Genomic DNA, 21,532 nt, shown 5'->3' on the forward strand with positions numbered 1-21,532 from the left:
CGGCCCGCTGGCGAAGGGAACGCGGCGCGCGGGCTCCGGTCTCCCGTCAGGAGCGTGCGTACGCCGTGCCGTCGACGATGAGCCGCCCCTCGTGCTCGAAGGCCTTGCCCCAGGGGTTCTCGCCGTACGGGAAGCGGCGGACTTCGCGCTCCTCGCCGGTGGCCGCGTCGAGGACGTACAGCCGTACGGCCGGCACGAACAGCATGTCCTGACGTCTGCCGACCGCGGTCAGCCGCCCGTCCTGGAGGTGGAAGACGCCGACGTCGGAGTCGAGGTCGGTCCTCCACGCCTGCCGGCCGGTGGCCAGGTCGAAGGCGACGGCACTGTGCCTGCTGCCGGCCTTCTTCACGTAGCGCCCGTCGAGCGCGTAGAGCCGGTGCTCGTCCACGGCCACGGACGAACTGTTGACGTCGATCGGCGGATGGGGCCGGCCGTCCCCGCCGAAGAACTGGAAGGTGCCGACCCGGTCCACCACCAGCGGGTCGGCGGAGACGAGGAGCGCGCCGGTCTCGCCCCACACCGCCGGTTCGCGGTCGCCGACCGGCATGGACCACAGGAGGGCACCGGTGGCCGGGTCGAAGGCGACCGCGTGCAGTCCGGCGTCCTTGGGGATCCCGTTCGGTTCCTTCGTCGGGCCGCCGCCGCAAGCGAGGACCGCACCGACGCGCCGTGCGGCGGGCAGGGCGTGGGCGGGGAGGCAGCCCGGCGGAACCGCAGCCGTCCAGCGAACCTCGCCGGTGCGTGAGTCGACGGCGCGCAGCGCCCGGTGGCTGAGCAGGGTGAGGCCGCCGCCCGCGGTCACCCGGGCGCGCTGGTAGTCGCTGATGCGCTTCTCGCGGGGCGCGGCGGGCAGGGTGGTGCGCCAGATCTCGCGGCCCGTCCCGATGTCGACCGCGGCGAGGGTGGTGCACAACTGCCGCCCGGCCGAGGCAGGCCGGTTCTCGTCGTCACGGGTCACGAGCAGTACGGAACGCTCGACGTCGGCCGCCGTGGCGCAGATCCTGGAGCGGCCCGGCGGCCGGTACTCCCACTCCCGTGCGCCGGTGCCGGCATCGAGGCCGGTCACGAGGGCGGAGCGGCTCCGTACCAGCGTGCCGCCGGCCGGCCAGGTGCCGTTGGCGTCGGACAGCGCGTCCCCTTCGCCCTGGCCGGCCGCGGTGCCGTCGGCCGGGGCCTGCCAGGCGACGTCCATGGTGTCACCGGGTACGCGGCCCGCGGCCCAGAAGTACCCGGCGGTGACGACGCAGACCGCGGCCACGAGCGCACCGCCCCGGACCAGCAGACGGGTCCCCCGGCCCCGTCGGGCGGGCGAAGACCCGTTCCGCGCGCCGGTGTCGTCGCCCCGCCCGGCGTCCTCGCCCGGGCCGTGCCGTCACCGTTCCCGAGGCCGTCGCCCGGCTGCCCCGCACGTGTGACCATGATCGTTACCCCCCGCCGGCGCGACGCCGCCGGCCGTCGGCCGGGGCGTCACGTGGATCTTCAGCGGGTGATCACAGACACGGGACCGGAACGGCCGGTCAGGACGGTCAGCCCGCCGCCACCCGCCGGCACAGCAGCGCGTCAGGGCCGCCCCGGCTGCCGGCCCGCGTGGTGAACGCGATCCCCGCCGCGTACTCGTCCGCCGCGCACTGTCCCTTGTACTGGCCGTACGCGAACTCGCCGCCCGGCGCCCCGGCCGGCCGGTTGTCGCCCCGGTCGAACCAGACCGTACGCCCGACCGTCCCCAGCGCCTGCCGGGCCGGCGCGCACAGCCCGGACGACACCCGCTCGCCACGCCGCGCGTACCCGATCAGGAACTGCCCCGCCGGGCACTGGAACTTGGTGTACCCCGAGGCCCAGTCGCCCCCGGCCGGCACGTACCGCTCGTCCCACACCACCGTCTGCGCCGTGCCCGCGGCCCGCAGGTCCCCGGCCGTCACGTCCGAACACAGCCCCCGGCCGCCCGCGTGCCCGAGGCCCAGCAGACGCTGGCCGTCCGGACAGGCCGCCTTGCGGGCCCCGGAGTCCCAGTCGCCCTGCGACCGCACCCGGAGCGACTGTACGAAGTCGCGGTGGTCGGTGGTCAGCATCTGCCAGCGCGCCTCCGGCGCGACCGCCCCGGTCCTGGTGGGGGCGGTCCGCAGCCGGTCCCACGCCGCCGCCCGCCAGTCGCCCGGGTCGAGCAGGCCGGACCGGGCGCCGGAACGCTCGTACCGGAGCAGCGCCCAGTCGTCGTGCCCCGCCCAGCCCACGAGCGGCCAGTACGCGAAGTCGGCGTCGGCGCGGACCAGTTCCTCGGTGAAGGCGCCGAACCAGGCGCGCGGCCGCTCGCCCGTCTCGCCGGAGCCGATCCCGAACTCGCTCACCCACACGGGGGCGGTGAAGTGCCGGCCGGTCTCGGCCGACACGAAGAAGGCCTGGTCGTACAGCACTTGGCGGAGCTCGGCGGGGCTCAGGTCCTGGTAGCGGGGGTCGTGCGTCTCGCCGAGGCCGGTGGCGCCGCTGTGGTTCGGGCCGGTGTAGCCGTAGAAGTGCGCCGAGTAGACCAGCTTCCCCGAGACCACCAGGGTGTGGGACAGGGTCCGGGCCGGCGTGAGGGTGGGGCGGCCGTGTGCGAAGCCGTCGACCGGGATGCCGGTCCAGTTGATGCCCTCGATCACGACGAGGAGGTCGGGGTTGGCCTCGGTGAGGATCCGGTCGGCGGCCTCCTGGGCCGCCGCCTGCCAGTCGTGCCCGTCGCCCCAGCCCCAGTTCGGGTCGTCCCAGACGTCCCGGCGCACCTCGTTGTACAGGTCGGCGCCCACCACCAGCGGGTCGGACCGGTAGCGGCGTGCCATGAAGACCCAGTCGTCGGCCCACTGGGCGGTGCTCTGGCCGCTGTTCCAGCGCTCGTTGCCGTCCACGCCGCAGCACCAACGGGTGGTGCGGGTGTGGTTGTTGAGGATCACCGCGAAGCCGTCCGCGGTCAGGGCCCCGACCACGGCGTCGTACACCTGGAGCGGGGTCCGGCCGCGCAGCTGCGGGTTGGCCGCCACCGCGGAGTCCGGCACCGGGGCGGTGGTGTGGACCATCTCGTTCGAGAACGGCAGCCGGATGCTGTTCAGGCCCAGCCGGTGGAAGTCGGCGAGCAGGTCCGCGACCGGCACCCGGTCGAGCCCGAGCGGGATGCCGTGCGCGTCCTGCCCCGCGTGGTGGTTCGCCGGGTCCGCGATGTCGCCCGAGCCGGTCCAGGAACCCTGGGCGCCGTCCCAGTTGGCGGCCCGCAGCCGGAACCTGCGGCCGTCGGCGTCCACGATGTACCGGCCCCGGGTGGACAACGGCGGCCGCCAGTCCGCCGGGGTGCCGGTGTCCCCGGCGGTGGCCGTACGCACGCCCGAGGCGACCGTACGCACGTCGGAGGTGACCGTACGCACCTCGCCCGCTCTCGTACGCGCTTCCGGGGCCGCCCCCGCCGCCGTCGGCGCAGCGGCCAAGCCGCCCGCCACCAGGGCCGTGACCGCCCCGGCCGTACCCAGAAGAACCCGCATGCCACCCCGCCGTCCAGGTCGTCCGCCAGCCGAACGGCGCCAAATTACCGGCGAGTTGGTACGAAAGCCAGAGGTTCAGGAGCGGCGGCGGGGCTTCCCGCGCTTCGCGCCCGCGGCACCCTTGCCCGCACCTCCGGAGGCCCGGCCGCCCCGGGCACCGCCCGAGCCGCCGGCACCGCCCCGCGCACCCTTGGCGCCCGAGGCGCCGGCGGACTTCTTCCGGGCGTCCCCGCCCGACGCGGGCCGCTTGCGGTCCTGGCGGCCGGCGTCCGCCGCCCCGCCGCCGGACGGCTGCCGGCCCCGGGAACTGTTCACGGTGCGGCCGCGCACGATCCCGATGAAGTCCTCGACCAGGTCCGTGGTCTTCTCCTCCGGCCACGACAGCGCCACCTGCGACTGGGGCACGTCGGTGAGCGTCCGGTACGTCAGGTCCCGGCGGTGGTGCAGCCGGGCCAGGGACTGCGGCACGACCAGCACGCCCACCCCCGCGGCCACCAGCTCGATGGCGTCGCCGGTCGTGGCCGGACGCTCGATCGCGGGCTTGCCGGGCGGCTGCTCCCAGTCCAGGGTGTCGTCGAGCGGGTGGAAGACGACCTCGTCGGCCAGGTCGGCCGGGGTGACCTCCTCGGCCGCGGCGACCAGGTGGTCCTTGGGGACGACCACGACGGTGGTCTCCGTGTAGAGGGGGATCGCGCTGAGGAACGTACGGTCCACCGGCAGCCGGACGAAGGCGGCGTCCGCGTCACCGCGGTGCAGCGCGTCCTGCGCCTCCGCGGCGGGCACCGCCACCAGCTCCAGCGGGACGTCCGGCAGCCGCTCGCGCCAGATCCGCACCCACTTGGCGGGTGTCACGCCCGGTACATAAGCGAGCCTGAAGGAAGGGGATGTATCCGAGCCTGTCACCGGGCCAGATTACCGGGCGTGGTCGGAGCCCGCGCACGCGCTCGATATCCTTGGTCCCATGAGTTCGCACCAGAGCACCCAGTCCATGAAGCCCGCCACCGCGGCGAAGAAGCTGGGTGTGTACCTCGACGCCACCCCCGCAGAGTTCCGGGAGGGTGTCGTCACGCGCGACGAGCTGAGCGCGCTCCAGGCCGAGCCGCCGGCCTGGCTGGTCGAGCTGCGCGCCAACGGCCCGCACCCGCGCCCGGTCGTCGCGGCCAAGCTCGGCGTCTCCATCTCGGGCCTGGCCCGCGGCGGGATCACCGAGGCGCTCACCACGGAGCAGATCGAGGCGGTCAAGCAGGAGAACCCGGAGTGGCTGCAGAAGGAGCGCGCCACCCAGTCCGAGGTCCGCAAGGAGACCGTGCGCGTGAAGAAGATGCACGCGGAGCGTGAGGCGCGCCGCCAGGAGTCCTGACCCCCTTTCCCCGTACCACCTCCGCCGTGGGGTGCCGCGCCGTATCGCTGCGCGGCACCCTGCGGCGTTTTCGTGCCCGGGCCGGGCCGGGCCGGCCCAGTCCGGTCCGGCCCCCGGGCCCAGTCCGGCCCCCGGGCGCGGCCCGGTTCGTGCCCGGCGGGCGGGGCAGGCGTCGGGTCCGAGGCCTTGTACGGGCAGGCAGGACCGGGCGACCGGGGCCGGGATCCGGGACGCGGGGCCACGGGCCGGGCGGTCCGGCGTCAGCGGCTGACGTGCGTGAGCCGGGCGACGACCGTGACGGCCACGCGGCAGGCCGGCGGGGCGCCGGCACAGCCGAACAGCCGGAGCCGGGGGCCCCTGGCACGTCCCTCCCCGCGCCCGGCGCCGGTACCGCCGCGGGCGCGGAGCCTCGCCCGCTCGGGGCCGGTGCGGGACCGGGCGGACATGCCCCCGGCGCGGGCGGTGCCGCCGCCGACCCACTCGACGGTGAAGGTCGCGGTGGAGCCGTCCTCGCGGACGGCGTGCACCCGGTCGCCCGGCCGGAGCGCGGCGAGCCGGTGGAAGGACCCGGGGAGCGCAGCCGTACCGGTGTGCCCGAGGATCAGCGCACTGCCCCGTTCCCCCGGGGTGGGTCCGGCCCCGTTCCAGGACAGGACGCGGGGGTGTGCCGGGCCTCCGGAGCCGACGGGGGCGTCGATGCGCAGGGCCGGGATGCGCAGGCGTAGTGGCGCGGAGGCCGGGAGCGGGCCCGCGGCGCGGCGTCCTCGGGGGTGAGCGAGATCGTCGGCGAGCCGCCGGTGCGCGGCCAGGGGACCGGCGGCCGGCCCGCTCTGGGCGCGGGGTCCGGGCAGGCCGTCGTGGGGCCCGTCGCCGCTGGTGACCACCCAGGCACCCACGCTCACGGCCAGCACCGCGAGCAGCGCGACGAGCCGGTCGGTCCGCCGGCGGCCCGCTGCCTTCCTGCTGGAATCCACCCGTGCCCCCTCGTCCTCCGGGGTTCCCCCCGGACGTCCCCCGTGGCCCCGCACCTCGGCCGGGCCGCCGCGGGCGCGGCTTACGCGCCGCTTCCGTCTGCGGCCGAAGGCCCGGCGCTGGGACGTGCCCGGCGGCCCGCCGGTTCCGGGCCGTCCCCGTCACCAGGGGCCCGCTGCCCACGGTCCGGCCTGACGAACCTTCAGCCCGGACCGTACGCAAGCACTGCCGAGCCCGTCCCGCCGCGTCCCCTGCAGGTCAAAGGCCCCGCGGCGCCCGCCGCGACGCACGCCGGCGCCCCGGCAGCCTGCCGCCGAAAGGGTGACGGCCCGGGCGGCCCGACAGCTGCCGGGGACGGCGGCGCCGCGCTCCGGGGCCGGGGGACGGTGCGGCCCGGGGGCGGGACTGGGGGCGGCGCCGCTGGGTCCAGGGCGGGGACGGCCCGGCCCGGGGGGTTCGGAGCTGGGGGCGGTGCGGCCCGGTGGGTTGAGGGCCGCGGGCGGCGTGGCCCTGTGGGTCCATGGCTGGGGACGGCGTGGCCCTGTGGGTCCAGGGCTGGGGACGGCGGCCCCGTGGGCCCAGGGCGGTGCGGTGTGGCCCCGTGGGTTCAGGGCTGGGGCGGTGCGGCCCGGTGGGTTGAGCGCCGCGGGCGGTGCGGCCCCGTGGGTTCAGGGCTGGGACGGCGTGGCCCCGTGGGCTCAGGGCGGTGCAGTGCGGCCCATGGGTCCAGGGCGGGGGCGGTGCGGTCCGGGGGCAGGGCTGGGGACGGCGCGGGCCCCGTGGGGCCGGGCCCGGGACGGCGCCGCGCCGCGGAGTCGGCGACGGGCGCGGCGCGGCCCGCGGGTCAGGGATGGGACGGCGCAGCCCGATGTGGTCGGTGTTGGGGACTGCGCGGCCCGGTGGGGTCAGGGTTGGCGGACGGCGCTGCCCGGTGGGGTCGGGGTTGGCGGACGGCGCTGCCCGGGCCGGGCACGGGCGGGCGGCCCCGCGGGGTCAGGACTGCGGCGCAACGCTCCCCCCGGGGCCGCGGCACGGGCGGGCGCGGCCCCTCCCGGGTCAGGACCGGGGTGCCAGTTCCGCCATCGGGCTCCAGCCCTCGCCGGGGATCTCGGTGTGGATGATCTCGGGGGTGGCGGCGATGGCCCCGGCCATGGCCTCCAGACCGGCCTTGAAGTGCGGGGCCGCTACGTGCGCGGCGCCCGCCGCCGAGTCCCTGAACCCCTCCACGAGGGTGTACTTGTTCGGGTCCTCCACGCTGCGCGACCAGTCGAAGAAGAGGTTCCCGGACTCGGCCCTGGTGGCGCGGGTGAAGCCGTCGACGAGTGCGGGCCAGTCGTCGGCGTACTCGGGACGGACGGTGAAACGGACGGTGATGAAGATCATGCCCCGAGCCTGGCAGCCGCCCCCGGCCGGGCGCCACCCGCACCGCGCCGTTTTCCGGCCCCGCCGGAAAACGGCCGCGGTGAGCGTGCGCCGCCGGTCAGTGGGCTCCCATGGGTGAGCGGGCACCCGCTGCTGAGTCTGCGCCGCCGGCCAGCGGGCACCCCGCGGTGAGCCGGCACCCCAGGTGGGCCGGCACCCACCCCAGGTGAGCGTGCGCCGCCGGTCACCGGGGCGCCCCCGGTCAGCCGGCGCCCCGGTCAGCCGGCGCCCCGGTCACAGGGCGCCCGCCGCCGCGCGTTCGAGGGCGAGGCGTGCCGCCTCGGGGCGGCGCCGGTACTCCTCGGTCGGCAGCGAGACGGACAGGGCGTGCACCGCCCCGGCCTCCCGCGGGCCCGGCAGGGTCAGCGCCAGGCAGGTGAACGCGGGGTCGGCCTCCCCGACCGACACCGCGAAGCCCTGCCCGCGCACCCGGGCCAGCTCCGCCTCCAGCCGCTCGGCGGAAGTGATCGTGGCCGCCGTCAGCCGGGCCATTCCGTGCTCGTCGAGGTAGCGGCGGCGGGCGGCCCGGGGGAGCGCCGAGAGCAGCGCCTTGCCGTGCGCGGTGGCGTGCGCGCGGGTCTCCCGGCCGGGCGCGAAGGGGTTCACGGTGTCGGTGACCGGGGCGGTGGTGTCCACGACCGTGATCACCCCGCCCCGGTACGCGGTGTGGTACGCCTCCCCGCCCGTGGCCCGTCGCAGCCGGCCCAGCAGCTCGGCCGTCCCCGCGGCGGGCTCCCACTGGCGCCGGAACTCCCGGTGCAGCGCGGGGATCCGTGGCCCGGGCACGTACCCGTGGGCGGTCCGAGTGACGTAGCCCCGCTCGGCCAGCGGGCCCAGCAGGTGGTACGTGGTGGACAGCGAGCACCCGACCCGGCGCGCCAGCGCCTTCGCGGCCAGCGGCCCCGGCGCCGAGGCCACCGCGTCCAGGATCGCCAGGGCGCGGTCGACCGACTGCGGTCCGCTCTGCGGCATCGGAAACTCCCGGGGACGGCGTCAACGCTGACCGGTCACCCTAACCAGCCCCGTGCCCCGCCGGGCCACGGGCCCCGCCAGGCGGCAGGATCCGACCGGCTACCGGCTACCGGCTACCGGCGACCAGCCCCAGGCCCGGCCCCCGCCCCGCCCCGTGGCCCGGTGCGGCAGGATGCCGGTATGCGGATCGAGGAGCTGGAACGGCGTGCGCGGGGGCTGGCCGGGGCCGGGGGCCGGCGGATCCTGGGGATCGCCGGGCCGCCCGGCGCCGGGAAGTCCACCCTCGCCGACCGCCTGGCCCGAGCCCTGGGACCGGCGCTGGCGGCCGTCGTGCCGATGGACGGGTTCCACCTGGCCCAGGCCGAACTGGTACGGCTGGGCCGCGCCGACCGCAAGGGCGCGCCCGACACCTTCGACGCCGCCGGCTACACCGCGCTGCTCCGGCGGCTGCGCGAGCCCGCCGGGCCGGTCGTCTACGCCCCGGCCTTCGACCGGTCGCTTGAGGAGCCGGTGGCCGGCAGCATCCCGGTCGCCCCGGACGTACCCCTGGTGATCACCGAGGGGAACTACCTGCTGCACGGCGCGGGGGAGTGGGCCGGCGTGCGGCCGTTGCTCGACGAGGCCTGGTTCCTCGCCCCCGACGACGCGCTCCGCGTCCGGCGCCTGGTGGACCGGCACGTACGCCACGGCAAGGCGCCGGACCACGCGGCGGACTGGGTCGCCCGTTCCGACGAGGCCAACGCCCGCCTGATCGCGCCCGGCCGGAACTCCGCGGACCTGGTGCTGGCCGACGTATGCTGCGCGCCATGATCACCGTGGAGCGACTGACGGCCGAACACGCCACTGCCCTGCTGGAGTTCGAGCGGGCGAACCGGGCCTACTTCGCGCGCTCGGTACCGGACCGCGGGGACGCCTTCTTCGAGTGGTTCGGCGACCGCATCCGCGCCCTGCTCGCCGAACAGGCGGACGGCACCTGCCACTTCCACGTCGTCCTCGACTCCGCCGGGGCCCTCGTCGGCCGGGTCAACCTGGTCGACGTGGCGGACGGCGCGGCCGAACTCGGTTACCGGATCGGCGAGTCGGCGTCCGGACGGGGCGTGGCCACGGCCGCCGTCGAGGAGGTCTGCCGGCTGGCGGCCGGCCCGTACGGGCTGTCGCGCCTGTTCGCCGTGGTCACCCTCGACAACCCGGCCTCCCGGGCGGTGCTGCGCCGCACCGGCTTCACGGAGGCGGGGGACACGGTCGTCGACGGCCGCCCCGGCATCCGGTACGAGCGCCCGCTGGGCGGCAGCTGACGGCCGGCCCCACCACCTCCCCGCGCCCCCGGCGTGACGCCGCCCCCGGCACCGACAGCCGGGGGCGGCGCCACGCGCGGGTGCGCGGGGCTCAGCGGAAGAGCAGCGAGGCGTCGCCCGCCGCCGTGGTGACCGAGGACGGGCAGAGGAAACTGCCCGAGGTCTTGGCCGCGGTGAAGGCCCGGTTGACGTACTTCCGGTCCGTGCCGTCGCGGTTCCACAGCACGTTCGTGGCCTTGTAGCGGCAGGAGATGAAGCTCTGCTTGCCGGTGATGTCGATGACGTCGGCCGCGGCGGTGCCGGCCGCGTCGTCGAAGGTGACGTTGGGGTTGTTGTTGAGCGTCGCGGTGATGCCCCCGCTGCAGCTCAGGTTGCCGCCGGGCTTGTTGATGGTGTTCCGGTCGATCGACAGGGTGCTCGGCGGGTTGGCGCTGGTCTTCGCGTTGGTCCAGGTGCAGGTGTTGCCCGCGACCACGATGACGCCGTCGACCAGCTGGCTCGCCGTGGGTCCGAGCGCGGTGGCCGCGGTCGAGGCGCCGGCGGTGGCGGCGATGATCAGGGCGGTGACGCACGACAGTTCCGAGATCCTTCGCATGTCGCTCCTTCTTGCCACGTCCTTGTGGGGGTGTGAGCGGAGCCCGGAGGTGCGGGATGGCCGGCGGAGGTCCGTCCGGATCCGGGTGCGTCATGGAAGGTCCCATAGGGATGTTCGATTGTCAGGTCCCCGTCAAATCATTGGCCGGATCGCGGCACTCAGGCCTCCGGCGCCCGCACGCTTCCGGCCGCTCCGCCGGTGGCGGCTTCCGCGGGCGCCGGTCCGTCGGCGGCCAGCCCGTCGGCGACCAGGCCGGCGAGCACCGCCTGACCGAGGGCGTGCACGGCCGACTGCGGCCGCACCATCACCGTGATCTCCTTGATCAGGCCGTCGTCGCCGGTGTGCAGCAGGTCGATGCCGTGGATGTCCTTCCCGCCGGCAACGGCCCGGAACAGCAGCACCTCCGAGGGTGCGGTCGTGCCGTCCGTGCTGGTCTCGGAGCTGCCCTCGAAGGCGCCGACGTAACGGAAGTCCTCGAAGGTGCGCAGCAGCACCCCCAGCAGACCGGTCACGGCCGCCTTGCCCTCGAACGGCCGGAACTTGACCGGGCTGTACAGCCGGATGTCGTCGGTGAACAGCTCCTCCACAGCGGCGAGATCGCGGCGCTCGACGGCGGCACGGAAACGGGCGCCGGCGGACGGCGTCGGGGTGTCGGGCATGGCTCCTCCAAGGTGCGGGCCGGGCGAATCTTCATACTCATCAATCTGACTACTCATATTCATGACTATGATGGCTCGTGTCCAGGGTCCCGGGGAACGGGAACGGGAACGGGATCCGGATCGGGAACGACGAGAACGAGGAGGTGACCGCGATGGCACTGCGCCACGCCGTCCTGGCGGCGCTGCTCGGCGAGGAGCTGAGCGGCTACCAGCTGGCCAAGGCCTTCGACCTCGGTGTGGCCAACTTCTGGCACGCCCAGCCCCAGCAGCTCTACGCCGAGCTGACCAGGCTGGAGGCGGAAGGGCTGGTCACCGGCCGCGAGGTGGTCCAGGACACCCGCCCCAACAAGCGGCTGTTCACCGTCACCGCGGACGGCCTGGCGGAGCTGGACCGGTTCACGGCGGCCACGAGCAAGCCGACCTTCATCCGCGACGACCTCCTCGTGAAGGTCCAGGCCGCCGACCACGTCGACACGGACACGCTCGTCGCACAGCTCACCGAACGCGCCGCGTTCACCCGCACCAAGATCGAGCTGCTCGAGAAGCTGCTGCGGCACATGCGGGGCGACCGCGACGAGGCCGACTTCCTCCGCCACGGCGGCCCCGTCGGCCCCTACCTGACCTGCCTGCGCGGACTCGCCTTCGAGCAGGGCAACCGCGACTGGTACGAGCGCACCGTCACCGTTCTGAGGGAGAGGCAGACCCATGACCGGCACTGACCCGCACGAGCCCCGCCCGGCACCCCGCTACGAGCGGTACGTCGCACTCGGCGACAGCCAGACCGAGGGCCTCGGCGACGACGGCGCCGGCCTGCGCGGCTTCGCGGACCGCCTCGCCGAGCTGCTCGCCGCCCACGAACCGGGCCTCCGGTACGCCAACCTCGCCGTCCGCGGCCGCCAGGCCGGACAGGTGCGCGCCGAACAGCTCGCCCCCGCCCTGGCGCTGCGCCCCGGCCTCGCCTCCGTCGTCGCCGGGGTCAACGACGTGTTGCGGCCGAAGTTCGACGCCGACGAGGTCGCGGGCCACCTGGAGGCGATGTTCGCCGCCCTCACCGCCCAGGGCGCCCGCGTCGTCACCGTCACGTTCCCCGACCTCACCCGGCTGATCCCGCTGGCCCGCCCGGTCGGCCCGCGCATCGACGCCCTCAACGACCGGGTCCGGCTGGCCGCCGCCCGGCACGGCGTCACCGTCGCGGAGACCGCCCGCCCCGCGGCGGTCGCCGACCCCCGGATGTGGACCGCGGACCGGTTGCACGCCAGCCCGCTCGGCCACGAGCGGATCGCCGCCGCGCTCGCCGAGGCCCTCGCGCTGCCCGGCAGCGACGACACCTGGACCCGCCCGCTGCCGCCGCCCGCAGTCCCGCTGCCCACCGGCTGGGGCGCCACCGCCGCCGACCTGCGCTGGGCCGCCGGTCACCTCGGCCCCTGGCTGCTCCGCCGGGTGCGCGGCCGGTCCAGTGGCGACGGCCGCACCGCCAAGCGGCCGGGGCTGCTGCCGGTCCTGGGCTGACCGCCGTACGCCCGTCGTACGCCCGCCGTACGCCCGCCGTAAGCCCCGACCGCCGGGGCCTCCTCAGTAGCGGGTGCCCATCGCCTCGTGGACCTCGGCCAGCGTGGCCTCCGCGCGGGCGGCCGCCCGCGCGTTGCCGGTGCGCAGCACCTGGCGTACGTACGCCCGGTCGCGCGCGAACTCGGCGCGCCGGGCCCGCAGTGGCGCGAGGTGCTCGTTGACCGCCTCGGTCACGGTCCGCTTGAGCGCCGCCGCACCTCCGTCGCCGATGGCCGCGGCCACCTCGTGGGGGTCCCGGTCCAGGCACAGGGCGGCCAGCAGGACCAGGCTCGACACCTCCGGGCGGCGCTCGGGGTCGTAGGTGATGCGCCGGTCGGCGTCCGTCTTCGCCCCCTTGAGCAGCCGGGCCGTCTCGTCGGCGGTCGCGGCCAGGGCGATGGCGTTGCCGCGGGACTTGCTCATCTTCGTGCCGTCGGTGCCGAGCAGGACCGGCGCCGCCGACAGCAGCGCGGCCGGCTCGGGGAACACCTGCCCGTAACGCTCGTTGAAGCGCCGGGCCACGGTCCTGGTGACTTCGAGGTGCGGCAGCTGGTCGCGGCCCACGGGGACCACGTTCGCCTTGGAGAAGAGGATGTCCGCCGCCTGGTGCACGGGATAGGTGAACATCAGCCCGCTGACGGACGACTGGCGGGAGTGCGCGATCTCGTCCTTGACGGTGGGGTTGCGCTGCAGCTCGGGCACCGTGACGAGGGAGAGGAAGGGCAGCAGGAGCTGGTTCAGGGCGGGGACCGCGCTGTGCGCGAAGACCGTGGAGCGCTCCGGGTCGATGCCGGCGGCGAGGTGGTCCAGGACCAACTCCTCGACGTGCTCGGCAAGTCGCTCGGCCACGTCGCGGTCGGTGAGCACCTGGTAGTCGGCGACGATCACGTACGTGTCCACGCCGAGGTCCTGGAGGCGGACGCGGTTGCGGAGCGTCCCGAAGTAGTGGCCGAGGTGCAGGCGGCCGGTGGGGCGGTCGCCGGTGAGGACCCGGAACCGCTCGGGGGCCCGCAGGATCTCCGCTTCCAGGGCGCCGTTGCGGTCGTCGTGGGCGGGGGGCGGGGCCGGGGCCGTGGTGGGGGTCGGGGCTGGGGTGGTGACCGGGGTCGGGGTGGTGGTCGGGGCTGGGGTGGTGGTCGGGGTCGGGGTGGTGGTCGGGGCCGGAGTGGTGACCGCGGCCGTGGTCGGGGTGGTGGTCTTGGTGATCGTCATGCTCTTCCGCCTTCGCTTCCGTTGCCGGGCGGGCCGTCACCGGACGGGCGGGTCCGCACGCGAAGCGGTACGCGGAAGGGCCGTCCGATGGACGGCCCGGGACATGTCTCGTCGGTGGCCGCCCCTAGGGGGAGCGCCACTGCCACACACGAGACATCTGGGTCATGCGGGAAGCCTACCGGCCGCCCCGGGCCCCGCTCCAGGGCATTTCGCCCCGGGGGGACGGCAGGCCGTCCGGGCCCGCGGGCGGCGGGTTCAGGCGGACAGCGCCTTCCCGGCCTCCCTCGCCGCCTCCCCGTCGGCCGCGGCGCAGGCCGCCACCAGCTCGTCCAGGGACATGCCGAGGGCGCCGGCCAACGCCGCCACCGTGAAGAAGGCCGGGGTCGGGGCCCGGCCGGTCTCGATCTTGCGCAGGGTCTCGGCCGACACGCCGGCCGCCGCCGCGACCTCCACCATGCTGCGCGCGCCGCGCGCCTCGCGCAGCAGCGCGCCGAAGCGCTCGCCGCGCTCCCGCTCCCACGGAGTCAAAGGGGTCCTCACCATGACCGTGATACTAATACCGGTATAAGTATTGGGTCCAGGTGCGTCGCCGGCGGCGTGCGGAACAGGGGGCTGCGGCCATGGTGGAGATCAAGACGGCGGAGGCGCTCGACGCGATGCGGGAGGCCGGGCGGGTGGTGGCCCGTGCCCTGGCGGCGGTCCGGGAGGCGGCGGAGGTGGGGGTCGCACTGGTGGAACTGGACGCGGTGGCCCGTACCGTACTGGCGGACGCGGGGGCCACCTCGCCCTTCCTCGGCTACCGGCCCGCCTTCGCTCCCGTTCCCTTCCCGGCCGTGATCTGCGCCTCCGTCAACGACGCCGTGGTGCACGGCATCCCGACCGGCTACCGGCTCCGGGACGGCGACCTGGTCAGCATCGACTGCGGCGCCGAGCTCGGCGGCTGGACGGGGGACGCCGCGATCACCTTCCCGGTGGGCACGCCGCGCCCGGGCGACCTGGAGCTGATCGACGCCACGCAGCGTGCGCTGGACGCCGGCATCGCCGCCGCCGTGCCGGGCAACCGGGTCGGTGACATCGCCCACGCGATCGGCGGCGTCGCGCGGGAGGCGGGTCTCGGGGTGCCCGCCGACCTGGGCGGCCACGGGATCGGGCGGCGGATGCACGAGGACCCGCACGTGCCGAACCGCGGGCGCCCGGGCCGCGGTTTCCCGCTGCGGCCGGGTCTGTGCCTGGCGCTCGAGCCGATGTTCCTGGCGGGTGGGCGCGACGGGTACCGCACGGGTGCCGACGGCTGGACGCTGTTCAGCGGCGACGGCAGCCGGGCGGCGCACATCGAGCACACCGTGGCCGTCACCGAGGACGGCCCGCGCGTGCTGACGCTGCCGTGAGTGTGGAACCCGGCGCCTTGGGTGCGGGTGCGGGTGCGGGTGCGGGTGCTGCCGTGGGCGTGGAACCCCGCGCCGCGTGGGTGCGTCGTAGCCCGCACACGGCAACGGAAACGACCCGAGGGGGACCCATGGGGGAGTACGACTCCGCGCGACCGCAGCCCGGTACGGACGAGGCCGGCGAGGCCGGCGAGTCCCAGGACAACGTCCAGCACGCGGACCTGACGGTCCCGCCGGCCGCCGCGGCCGCCACGGGGGAGGGGGAGGGGGCTGTCGTCCCAGCGGACACCGGGTCCGACTGGATCGGTCCGTCAGCGGCTGCCGGTGATGCCGCTGAGGGGTGGGACGGGCCGTCCGTCGCGCCCGGTGATGCCGCCGATGAGTTCATCGGGCCCGGCGCCGTCGCGGAGGGTGTCGCGACCGATTGGATCGGCCCGGGCCTGGTCCCCGAAGCTCCGCTGGACGACGCGGGCGGTGCGCAGCCCGGCTGATCTGCTGCCCTCACCCCGACGTGTTCCGCTCGGAGCGGGGCCGTGCCCGGTCGTGTTCGGCCCGGCCCGGTGGATCCGGACGGGGTCGGGTCAACCGGCCGCACCAGCCGCCGGGCGGCCCCCTGTGCCGCGACCCGGAACCGCCGGCCGCGGACGGACGGACTCGCGCGCCCGCTGCGGGGGCGTGCCCCGTGGTGCGTGGGTCCCCTCGGTGCTTGACGGGGCATGGCCTGCAGGCCTCCCCCAGCTACCGCTGGGAGGTGCCCCCAGCGGCAGGCCCACCCCTGGGGCTTTGGGGCTTCGCCCTGGCCTTCGGCCACCCCAGGCCCGGGCCTGCCTCCGGACCAGCCTGCCATGCCCCGTCAAGCACCTCCCCCACACACCACGGGGCGGGGTGTGACGCGGGGGAGGTGACGTACGTGGAGGGGACCCGGGCGGACCCGCAGCGGCTGGGGCGGTGCGTCCAGCATGGGAGACACCGGGGTCGGAACGGCATGGCCGGGCGGAGACTGGGGCAGGCAAGTCCACCCGGTCCGCCCGTTCCACCCGTACGGAGTCCGCATGTCCGCACCCGCAGCCGGCGACGCCGTCGGTCCCGACGGCACCGGGCGACCGGTTTCCGGTCCCTCGGAGCGTCCCCTCCGGGCCTGGTCGGCGGTGCTCGCCGTGTCCCTCGGGATCTTCTGCCTGATGACCTCCGAGCTGCTGCCCGTCGGCCTGCTCACCCCGGTCGGCGAAGGACTCGGCGTCTCGGACGGCACCGCCGGGCTGATGGTCACCGTGCCCGGCCTGGTCGCCGCGGTCTGCGCGCCGCTCGTCACCGTGGGCACCGGGCGCCTCGACCGGCGTCTCGTCCTCTGTGCGCTGATCGCCCTCGTGGCCGCGGCCAACCTCACCGCCGCCGTCGCCCCGAACTTCGCCGTGCTCCTCGCCGCCCGCCTCCTGGTCGGCGTGGGCGTGGGCGGGTTCTGGGCGATAGCCGGCGGCCTCGCCCTGCGGCTCGTACCGGAGCGGCACACCCGCCGCGCCACCGCCGTCATCGTCGCCGGCGTCTCCATGGCCTCCGTGCTGGGCGTGCCCGCCGGCACCCTGCTCGCCGAACTCAGCGGCTGGCGCGCCGCCTTCGCGTCCGTCGGCGTGCTCGGCCTCGGCTCGCTCGCGGCGCTCGTCCTGCTGCTCCCCCCGCTGCCGCCCGGCCCGTCCGTCGGCTTCGCGGAACTGCCCGCCGTCCTGCGGTCCAACGCCGCCGTGCGGGCCGGGGTGATCGTGACGTTCCTGCTGGTCACCGGCCAGTTCGCGGCCTACACGTACGTGCGTCCCGTGCTCCAGGACATCTCCGGCGTCCCCGCGGCGGCGGTCAGCACCCTGCTGCTCGGCTACGGCGCGGCCGGCGTCGCGGGGAACTTCCTGGCCGGCGCCCGCGCGGCCCGGCGGGCCCTGCTCGTCACCGGCCTGGTGCTGCCCGTGCTGCTGACCCTCATCGCGCTGCTCTCCTCGCCCGTGGCCGGCGGCGTGCTGCTGATCGCCTGGGGGCTGGTGTACGGCGGGGTGTCGGTCAGCGTGCAGAACTGGATGAACAAGGCCGCCCCCGGAGCCACGGAGGCCGCCTCCTCGCTCATGGTCGCGATGTTCAACCTGGCCATCGCCGTCGGCGCGGTGACCGGCGGTGCGCTGGTCGACGGGGTCTCCACGGCGGCCGCCCCGCTGGCCGGGGCCGCCCTGGTCCTGCTGGCCGCCGTCACGATCCTCAGCACGGCCCGCCCCGCGGGCCCATCCGTGCCGGTGGCCGGGCACGCCCCGGACAGCGGTCCCGGGGACGTCCGCACGGGCGAGGACGACACGGTCGCCGGGCGCTGACACCCGTCGGCTACGAAGAACTCCCCGGAGCCGGCACGCGCTTGCCGCGGGAGTTGTCACAGAGCAGGCTGATGAAGACGGGGGTGTCCGAGGTATCGGTGGCGGGGCCGCGCAGGGAGGTGGACGCGGTCCAGCCGCCCTTGCGCAGGGTCAGGGCGCCCGGCATGTCGGGGCCCTGCTGCCAGCCGTGGGCGGAACGGGCCTTCCCGAACGCGCTCCGGAGCTTCGCGTCCGCCGTGGCCGCGCGGGTCTGCCCGGTGAGCTGCTCGTTGCATTCCAGCGGGATCACGTCCTGGGGCGTGCGCCGCAGGGTGACGCCCTCCGCCGCCAGCAGCGCCGTCAGCTCCGCCACCACCGTGTCGGCGGGCAGCGGCGCCGCCGTGCTGCGGGCGGGCAGCGGGCCGAGGTCCTGGAGCGGGTGGGCGCAGCCCGTCGCCGTCACGGCGAACAGCAGCGCCGCGCACCCCCGTACGTACCGTCCGCGTGCCATGAACCCGCCCGTCGTGCCGTGTTGCCGTTACCGGCGGCCCAGTCTCGCACCCCGGTCGGGGCGCCGCGGCACAGGGGGGTGCCGGAACCGCCGTCCCGCCGGTACGTCACCAGCGCCCCGGCGCCGTCCCCGTCACCGGCTCCGACGGCCTGCCGTCCACCCCCACCGGGACCTCGCCGGCCAGCATCACCCGGTGCATCACGCGCGGACCGTCCACCACTCCCGTGTCGTTCGGGGCCAGGTGGACGGTGGCCCGGTTGTCCCAGAAGGCCACGTCCCCCGGCTCCCAGCGGAAGCGGACGGTGTACTCGGGCCGGACGGCCTGCTCCACGAGCATCTCCAGCAGCGGCGCGCCCTCGGCCCTGCTGAGACCGAGGATCTGCTCGACGTAGTAGCCGTTGACGAACAGCAGCCGCTCGCCCGACTCCGGGTGCACCCGCACCAGCGGGTGGTGCGAGGCCTGCTGGTGCTCCAGCAGGTGGCGTACGTACGCGTCGTCCCCCGGCCGCGGCTGGTAGCCGACCCCGAGCCGGTGCTCGGCCCGCAGCCCGTCCACGAACGCCCGCAGCGGCGCCGACAGCCCCGCGTACGCCGCCGCCAGGTTGGACCAGCAGGTGTCGCCCCCGTACGCCGGCACCGTCTCGGCCCGCAGGATGCTCGCGGCCGGCGGGTCGATCCGGGCGCCGTGGTCGCAGTGCCAGCCGCGCAGCAGCGTGTGCCGGCGGCGGTCGAGCCACTCCGCGCGGTCCATGCCGTACCGGCCGCCCAGCTCCAGGCGGTCGGCCGTGGTCTCGATCTCCGGGAACTCCGGCGGCGACACGCTGCCCCGCCGGGACGGAGCCACGGGTGTGCCGAACCGCCGGGCGAAGGCCAGGTGCGCCTCGTGGTCCAGGTGCTGGCCCCGGAAGAACAGCACCTTCCAGCGCAGCAGCGCGGCCCGGACCGCCGCCGCCTGCACGTCCGACAGGGGCTTCGCCAGGTCGAGCCCGACGACCTCGGCGCCGGTGTACCCGGCCACGGGCCGCACCTCGACCGCACCGTCCTCCATCACACGCCCTCCGCTTCCGCTTCCCCGCGGCTGCCCGCCGACCTCCCCAGCCTGCCCCGCCCCGGCGCCAACGCGCCAGCGCCCGCGCGGCGGCGGGCGCGCCGGTCCTCACACGCGTTCCGGCCAGAACTGCGACAGGGCGCCCTCCTTGTACGGGGCCGGGCTCACGGCCAGTTCGCCCGCGAAGGGGCGGTCCAGGACGAGGACCAGCACCAGGCTGAAGCCGATCAGGGCCGCGACCGCCGTGACGAACAGGAGCTGCATGCGCAGGCTGCGCAGCCCGAACAGGAAGGTCAGCGGGATGATCACCAGCGCGCCGCCGAACACCAGCACCTCGAGCAGGGTGGGGAGTTCGGCCTGGGCCAGGCTGATCCGCTCGCGGCGCTGGGCGACGGCGTCGTTGAGGCCGGCCACGGCCTGCTCGTAGAAGACCTCGTCCCGCGCGGTCACCGGCTCGTACGCCTGCAGGGCGTCGTACATGGCCTCCACCCGGGACGACGTGGCCCCGTAACTCGGTTCGCCGGACCGCATCCTCGGCCACTGCACCTCCACCACCGAGTGCACGTACTCACCCACGGCCCGGTGCACCCGGGCCCGGTCGGCGGGCGGCAGGACCCGCGTGGTGCGCACGACGATCGCCAGGTCGGTCGACTCCTTGGACACCACCTGCTGCGTGTGGTCGAGCTGCGTCCACAGCGTCACCACCACGAAGGCCAGGATGATCCCGTAGATCGCGCCGAACATCCCCAGCACCACGCCCACCATCTCGTTGTGCTCGCCCTCCGCCAGGTGCGGGTGGCGGCGGCGGGCCACCAGGCTGCCGGTCACGGCCAGGGCGATGAGGACGCCGACCATGAGCACCGTGAGCGTGAGGGTGTCGAGATGGTTGAGCAGCCAGAGCGACACCGAGGCCGACCTCCCCTGTTGGGCGCGTGCGGGACAGCCGGTGAAACGATCGTGCGGCCCCGGTGGTCACGTGCCACCGCGCCCCAGCCGGGGAGTTCACGAAGTGAACGTGCCAACTACCCTCCGGATTCTTTGTGTTCACCTCTTGCCCCGGCGGCGGCGGGCGAGCACAGTGGTCGCGCGGCCGCACTGGGAGCGCTCCCACCACCGGAGCGCCCCCCTTCCCGAAGCACCCCCCTTCCCCCACCGAGAGGTGCCCATGAGCGAGATGAGCGTGACACGCGTACGCCCCGGCCCCTTACGCCGCGCCTCCCTGGCGGCCGGCGCCCTGCTGCTGGCGGCCGCCGCGGCCGTCACCACGGCCTCGCTGCCCGCCAACGCCAGCGCCCCGGCCCCCGGGCCCGGCTGGACCACCGTGTTCCTGGAGGAGTTCGACGGGCCCGCGGGCAGCGGGATCGACACCGCCGACTGGCAGTACACCACCGGCACGAGCTACCCCGGCGGCCCCGCCAACTTCGGCACCGGCGAGATCGAGACGATGACCGCGGACCCGGCCAACGTCTCCCTCGACGGCGGCGGCAACCTGCGCATCACCCCGCTGCGCGACGCCGCCGGACGCTGGACCTCGGGCCGCGTCGAGACCCGCCGCTCCGACTTCCAGCCCCCGGCCGGCGGAAAGCTCCGCGTCGAGGCCCGCATTCAGATGCCGAACGTCACCGGTCCCGCGGCGAAGGGCTACTGGCCCGCGTTCTGGATGCTCGGCGCTCCGTACCGCGGCAACTGGTGGAACTGGCCCGGCATCGGCGAGCTGGACATCCTCGAGAACGTCCAGGGCATGAACCAGGTCTGGGCCACGATGCACTGCGGCACCAGCCCGGGCGGCCCGTGCAACGAGACCTCCGGCATCGGCGGCCAGCGCGTCTGCGCCCCGGTCTCCTGCCAGGCGGGCTTCCACACGTACGCCGTCGAGTGGGACCGCAGCACCAGCCCGCAGCAGATGCGCTTCTCCCTGGACGGCACCGTCTACCACACCGTGCGCCAGGACCAGGTGCCCGCGACGGTCTGGGCGGACGCCACCGACCACGGCTACTTCCTGATCCTGAACGTGGCCATGGGCGGCGGCTTCCCCGACGCCTTCGGCGGCGGACCCGACGGCGGCACCGTCCCCGGCCACCCGATGCTGGTGGACTACGTGACGGTCCTCAGCAGCGGACCCGGCGGCAGCACCCCGCCGACGACGCCGCCGACCACACCCCCCACCACCCCGCCGCCCGGCGGCACCCGCGACGCCTACACGACCCTCCAGGCCGAGGCGTACGACGGGCAGTCGGGCCTGACCACCGAGACCACCACCGACAGCGGCGGCGGCCGGAACATCGCCTCCATCGCCAACGGCGACTGGGCCCTCTACCGGCAGGTCGACTTCGGCACCACACCCGCCCGCCAGTTCGTCGGCCGCGTCGCCAGCGGCGCCGCGGGCGGGGTCAGCGGCCTGGTCGAGGTACGCCTCGACTCCCGCACCAGCGCCCCCGTCGGCAGCTTCGCCCTCGCCGGCACGGGCGGCTGGCAGAGCTGGCGGACGGTCCCCGCCAACATCGCGGCGGTCACCGGGACGCACGACGTCTACCTGACCTTCACCAGCGGCCAGCCGGCCGACTACGTGAACGTCAACTGGTTCACCTTCGGGCACTGACGACCGAAGGCGGACCGGTCTCCCCGGGGGGGGGGGGGGGGCCCCCCACGGGGCGCCCCCCCCCCCCCCCCCCCCCCGGCGCCCCCCCCCCCCCCCCCCCCCCCCCCCCCCCCCGCCCCGC

22 protein-coding genes are annotated in these 21,532 nt (G+C 75.6%); 9 read left to right on the top strand and 13 right to left on the bottom strand.

Translation table 11 applies throughout. From position 1 onward, the window contains the following. Positions 1-46: 46 nt before the first annotated feature. From ACIQUQ_RS27680 to ACIQUQ_RS27690, 3 genes are all read right to left on the bottom strand, one after another. A complete protein-coding gene (locus ACIQUQ_RS27680; protein ID WP_403981002.1) occupies positions 47-1,258 on the bottom strand; it encodes a PQQ-binding-like beta-propeller repeat protein in 1,212 nt (403 codons plus the stop codon). Positions 1,259-1,526: 268 nt separating this feature from the next. Further along, a complete protein-coding gene (locus ACIQUQ_RS27685; RefSeq protein ID WP_403981004.1) occupies positions 1,527-3,506 on the bottom strand; it encodes a glycoside hydrolase family 5 protein in 1,980 nt (659 codons plus the stop codon). Positions 3,507-3,581: 75 nt separating this feature from the next. Continuing rightward, positions 3,582-4,409, bottom strand: a complete 828-nt coding sequence (locus ACIQUQ_RS27690) for a LysR substrate-binding domain-containing protein (protein ID WP_403981006.1) — start codon at positions 4,407-4,409, stop codon at positions 3,582-3,584. A 58-nt stretch (positions 4,410-4,467) separates the two neighbouring features. On the opposite strand from ACIQUQ_RS27690, the gene ACIQUQ_RS27695 reads away from it, so the two are divergent. Further along, the gene (locus tag ACIQUQ_RS27695) at positions 4,468-4,866 is read left to right on the top strand and encodes a DUF5997 family protein (RefSeq protein WP_403981009.1); all 399 of its coding nucleotides are present in this window, start codon (positions 4,468-4,470) and stop codon (positions 4,864-4,866) included. 260 nt (positions 4,867-5,126) lie between these two features. On the opposite strand, the gene ACIQUQ_RS27700 is transcribed toward ACIQUQ_RS27695, so the two are convergent. The 3 genes from ACIQUQ_RS27700 to ACIQUQ_RS27710 form a co-directional block, all read right to left on the bottom strand. Then, the gene (locus ACIQUQ_RS27700) at positions 5,127-5,840 is read right to left on the bottom strand and encodes a class F sortase (protein WP_403981011.1); all 714 of its coding nucleotides are present in this window, start codon (positions 5,838-5,840) and stop codon (positions 5,127-5,129) included. A gap of 1,054 nt (positions 5,841-6,894) precedes the next feature. Next, entirely contained in the window at positions 6,895-7,221 is a 327-nt protein-coding gene (locus ACIQUQ_RS27705; protein WP_403981014.1) for a putative quinol monooxygenase, read from the bottom strand. Between the two features lie 273 nt (positions 7,222-7,494). After that, positions 7,495-8,232 (bottom strand): IclR family transcriptional regulator, encoded by a 738-nt coding sequence (locus ACIQUQ_RS27710; RefSeq protein WP_403981016.1) that lies wholly within the window; start codon positions 8,230-8,232, stop codon positions 7,495-7,497. 162 nt (positions 8,233-8,394) lie between these two features. Here ACIQUQ_RS27710 and ACIQUQ_RS27715 point away from each other — a divergent pair, with 162 nt between their 5' ends. Continuing rightward, positions 8,395-9,042 (top strand): nucleoside/nucleotide kinase family protein, encoded by a 648-nt coding sequence (locus ACIQUQ_RS27715; RefSeq protein ID WP_403981018.1) that lies wholly within the window; start codon positions 8,395-8,397, stop codon positions 9,040-9,042. Next, the gene (locus ACIQUQ_RS27720) at positions 9,039-9,527 is read left to right on the top strand and encodes a GNAT family N-acetyltransferase (RefSeq protein ID WP_403981020.1); all 489 of its coding nucleotides are present in this window, start codon (positions 9,039-9,041) and stop codon (positions 9,525-9,527) included. Before ACIQUQ_RS27715 ends, ACIQUQ_RS27720 begins: the two co-directional genes overlap by 4 nt. A 91-nt stretch (positions 9,528-9,618) precedes the next feature. Here the strand turns inward: ACIQUQ_RS27720 and ACIQUQ_RS27725 are convergent, their stop codons facing one another. Then, positions 9,619-10,122, bottom strand: coding sequence for a hypothetical protein (locus ACIQUQ_RS27725; RefSeq protein ID WP_403981023.1), 504 nt, complete (start codon positions 10,120-10,122; stop codon positions 9,619-9,621). 158 nt (positions 10,123-10,280) lie between these two features. After that, positions 10,281-10,781 carry a nuclear transport factor 2 family protein gene (locus ACIQUQ_RS27730; protein WP_403981026.1) on the bottom strand — a complete coding sequence of 167 codons (501 nt, stop codon included), beginning with the start codon at positions 10,779-10,781 and terminating at the stop codon, positions 10,281-10,283. A 152-nt stretch (positions 10,782-10,933) separates the two neighbouring features. On the opposite strand from ACIQUQ_RS27730, the gene ACIQUQ_RS27735 reads away from it, so the two are divergent. Together ACIQUQ_RS27735 and ACIQUQ_RS27740 are read left to right on the top strand one after the other, a co-directional pair. Then, complete coding sequence (locus ACIQUQ_RS27735) at positions 10,934-11,500, top strand: PadR family transcriptional regulator (protein WP_403981112.1); 567 nt, start codon at positions 10,934-10,936, stop codon at positions 11,498-11,500. Next, entirely contained in the window at positions 11,487-12,290 is an 804-nt protein-coding gene (locus ACIQUQ_RS27740; RefSeq protein ID WP_403981028.1) for an SGNH/GDSL hydrolase family protein, read from the top strand. Before ACIQUQ_RS27735 ends, ACIQUQ_RS27740 begins: the two co-directional genes overlap by 14 nt. A 63-nt stretch (positions 12,291-12,353) precedes the next feature. Here the strand turns inward: ACIQUQ_RS27740 and trpS are convergent, their stop codons facing one another. Together trpS and ACIQUQ_RS27750 are read right to left on the bottom strand one after the other, a co-directional pair. Next, entirely contained in the window at positions 12,354-13,541 is a 1,188-nt protein-coding gene (gene trpS / locus ACIQUQ_RS27745; protein WP_403981030.1) for a tryptophan--tRNA ligase, read from the bottom strand. Between the two features lie 255 nt (positions 13,542-13,796). Further along, positions 13,797-14,084 (bottom strand): helix-turn-helix domain-containing protein, encoded by a 288-nt coding sequence (locus ACIQUQ_RS27750; protein ID WP_403981032.1) that lies wholly within the window; start codon positions 14,082-14,084, stop codon positions 13,797-13,799. A gap of 77 nt (positions 14,085-14,161) precedes the next feature. On the opposite strand from ACIQUQ_RS27750, the gene map reads away from it, so the two are divergent. The 3 genes from map to ACIQUQ_RS27765 all read left to right on the top strand — a co-directional run bounded on the left by map (position 14,162) and on the right by ACIQUQ_RS27765 (position 17,274). Beyond that, positions 14,162-14,929, top strand: coding sequence for a type I methionyl aminopeptidase (gene map, locus ACIQUQ_RS27755; RefSeq protein ID WP_403981034.1), 768 nt, complete (start codon positions 14,162-14,164; stop codon positions 14,927-14,929). Positions 14,930-15,057: 128 nt separating this feature from the next. Next, on the top strand, positions 15,058-15,417 hold the full coding sequence (locus tag ACIQUQ_RS27760) for a hypothetical protein (protein WP_403981038.1): 360 nt from the start codon (positions 15,058-15,060) through the stop codon (positions 15,415-15,417). Positions 15,418-15,978: 561 nt separating this feature from the next. Next, positions 15,979-17,274, top strand: coding sequence for an MFS transporter (locus tag ACIQUQ_RS27765; protein WP_403981041.1), 1,296 nt, complete (start codon positions 15,979-15,981; stop codon positions 17,272-17,274). A gap of 10 nt (positions 17,275-17,284) precedes the next feature. Here ACIQUQ_RS27765 and ACIQUQ_RS27770 read toward each other — a convergent pair whose 3' ends face one another. From ACIQUQ_RS27770 to ACIQUQ_RS27780, 3 genes are all read right to left on the bottom strand, one after another. After that, the gene (locus ACIQUQ_RS27770; protein WP_403981043.1) at positions 17,285-17,764 is read right to left on the bottom strand and encodes a hypothetical protein; all 480 of its coding nucleotides are present in this window, start codon (positions 17,762-17,764) and stop codon (positions 17,285-17,287) included. Positions 17,765-17,870: 106 nt separating this feature from the next. Then, complete coding sequence (locus tag ACIQUQ_RS27775; RefSeq protein WP_403981045.1) at positions 17,871-18,812, bottom strand: TauD/TfdA dioxygenase family protein; 942 nt, start codon at positions 18,810-18,812, stop codon at positions 17,871-17,873. A 108-nt stretch (positions 18,813-18,920) separates the two neighbouring features. Next, positions 18,921-19,718, bottom strand: coding sequence for a DUF4239 domain-containing protein (locus ACIQUQ_RS27780; RefSeq protein WP_403981048.1), 798 nt, complete (start codon positions 19,716-19,718; stop codon positions 18,921-18,923). Between the two features lie 259 nt (positions 19,719-19,977). Here ACIQUQ_RS27780 and ACIQUQ_RS27785 point away from each other — a divergent pair, with 259 nt between their 5' ends. Then, positions 19,978-21,411 carry a glycoside hydrolase family 16 protein gene (locus ACIQUQ_RS27785; RefSeq protein WP_403981050.1) on the top strand — a complete coding sequence of 478 codons (1,434 nt, stop codon included), beginning with the start codon at positions 19,978-19,980 and terminating at the stop codon, positions 21,409-21,411. Positions 21,412-21,532: the final 121 nt, after the last annotated feature.

The sequence above is a fragment of the Streptomyces sp. NPDC101118 genome (assembly GCF_044759445.1).
Taxonomy (GTDB): domain Bacteria; phylum Actinomycetota; class Actinomycetes; order Streptomycetales; family Streptomycetaceae; genus Streptomyces.

Excerpts from the sequence above, each read along its gene's own strand:
- ACIQUQ_RS27750 (WP_403981032.1), bottom strand. The coding sequence starts at position 14,084 with ATGGTGAGGACCCCTTTGACTCCGTGGGAGCGGGAGCGCGGCGAGCGC.
- ACIQUQ_RS27725 (WP_403981023.1), bottom strand. The coding sequence starts at position 10,122 with ATGCGAAGGATCTCGGAACTGTCGTGCGTCACCGCCCTGATCATCGCC.
- map (WP_403981034.1), top strand. The coding sequence starts at position 14,162 with ATGGTGGAGATCAAGACGGCGGAGGCGCTCGACGCGATGCGGGAGGCC.
- ACIQUQ_RS27735 (WP_403981112.1), top strand. The coding sequence starts at position 10,934 with ATGGCACTGCGCCACGCCGTCCTGGCGGCGCTGCTCGGCGAGGAGCTG.
- ACIQUQ_RS27695 (WP_403981009.1), top strand. The coding sequence starts at position 4,468 with ATGAGTTCGCACCAGAGCACCCAGTCCATGAAGCCCGCCACCGCGGCG.
- ACIQUQ_RS27710 (WP_403981016.1), bottom strand. The coding sequence starts at position 8,232 with ATGCCGCAGAGCGGACCGCAGTCGGTCGACCGCGCCCTGGCGATCCTG.
- ACIQUQ_RS27770 (WP_403981043.1), bottom strand. The coding sequence starts at position 17,764 with ATGGCACGCGGACGGTACGTACGGGGGTGCGCGGCGCTGCTGTTCGCC.
- ACIQUQ_RS27760 (WP_403981038.1), top strand. The coding sequence starts at position 15,058 with ATGGGGGAGTACGACTCCGCGCGACCGCAGCCCGGTACGGACGAGGCC.
- ACIQUQ_RS27765 (WP_403981041.1), top strand. The coding sequence starts at position 15,979 with ATGTCCGCACCCGCAGCCGGCGACGCCGTCGGTCCCGACGGCACCGGG.
- ACIQUQ_RS27705 (WP_403981014.1), bottom strand. The coding sequence starts at position 7,221 with ATGATCTTCATCACCGTCCGTTTCACCGTCCGTCCCGAGTACGCCGAC.
- ACIQUQ_RS27685 (WP_403981004.1), bottom strand. The coding sequence starts at position 3,506 with ATGCGGGTTCTTCTGGGTACGGCCGGGGCGGTCACGGCCCTGGTGGCG.
- trpS (WP_403981030.1), bottom strand. The coding sequence starts at position 13,541 with ATGACGATCACCAAGACCACCACCCCGACCACGGCCGCGGTCACCACT.
- ACIQUQ_RS27730 (WP_403981026.1), bottom strand. The coding sequence starts at position 10,781 with ATGCCCGACACCCCGACGCCGTCCGCCGGCGCCCGTTTCCGTGCCGCC.
- ACIQUQ_RS27720 (WP_403981020.1), top strand. The coding sequence starts at position 9,039 with ATGATCACCGTGGAGCGACTGACGGCCGAACACGCCACTGCCCTGCTG.
- ACIQUQ_RS27740 (WP_403981028.1), top strand. The coding sequence starts at position 11,487 with ATGACCGGCACTGACCCGCACGAGCCCCGCCCGGCACCCCGCTACGAG.
- ACIQUQ_RS27785 (WP_403981050.1), top strand. The coding sequence starts at position 19,978 with ATGAGCGAGATGAGCGTGACACGCGTACGCCCCGGCCCCTTACGCCGC.
- ACIQUQ_RS27775 (WP_403981045.1), bottom strand. The coding sequence starts at position 18,812 with ATGGAGGACGGTGCGGTCGAGGTGCGGCCCGTGGCCGGGTACACCGGC.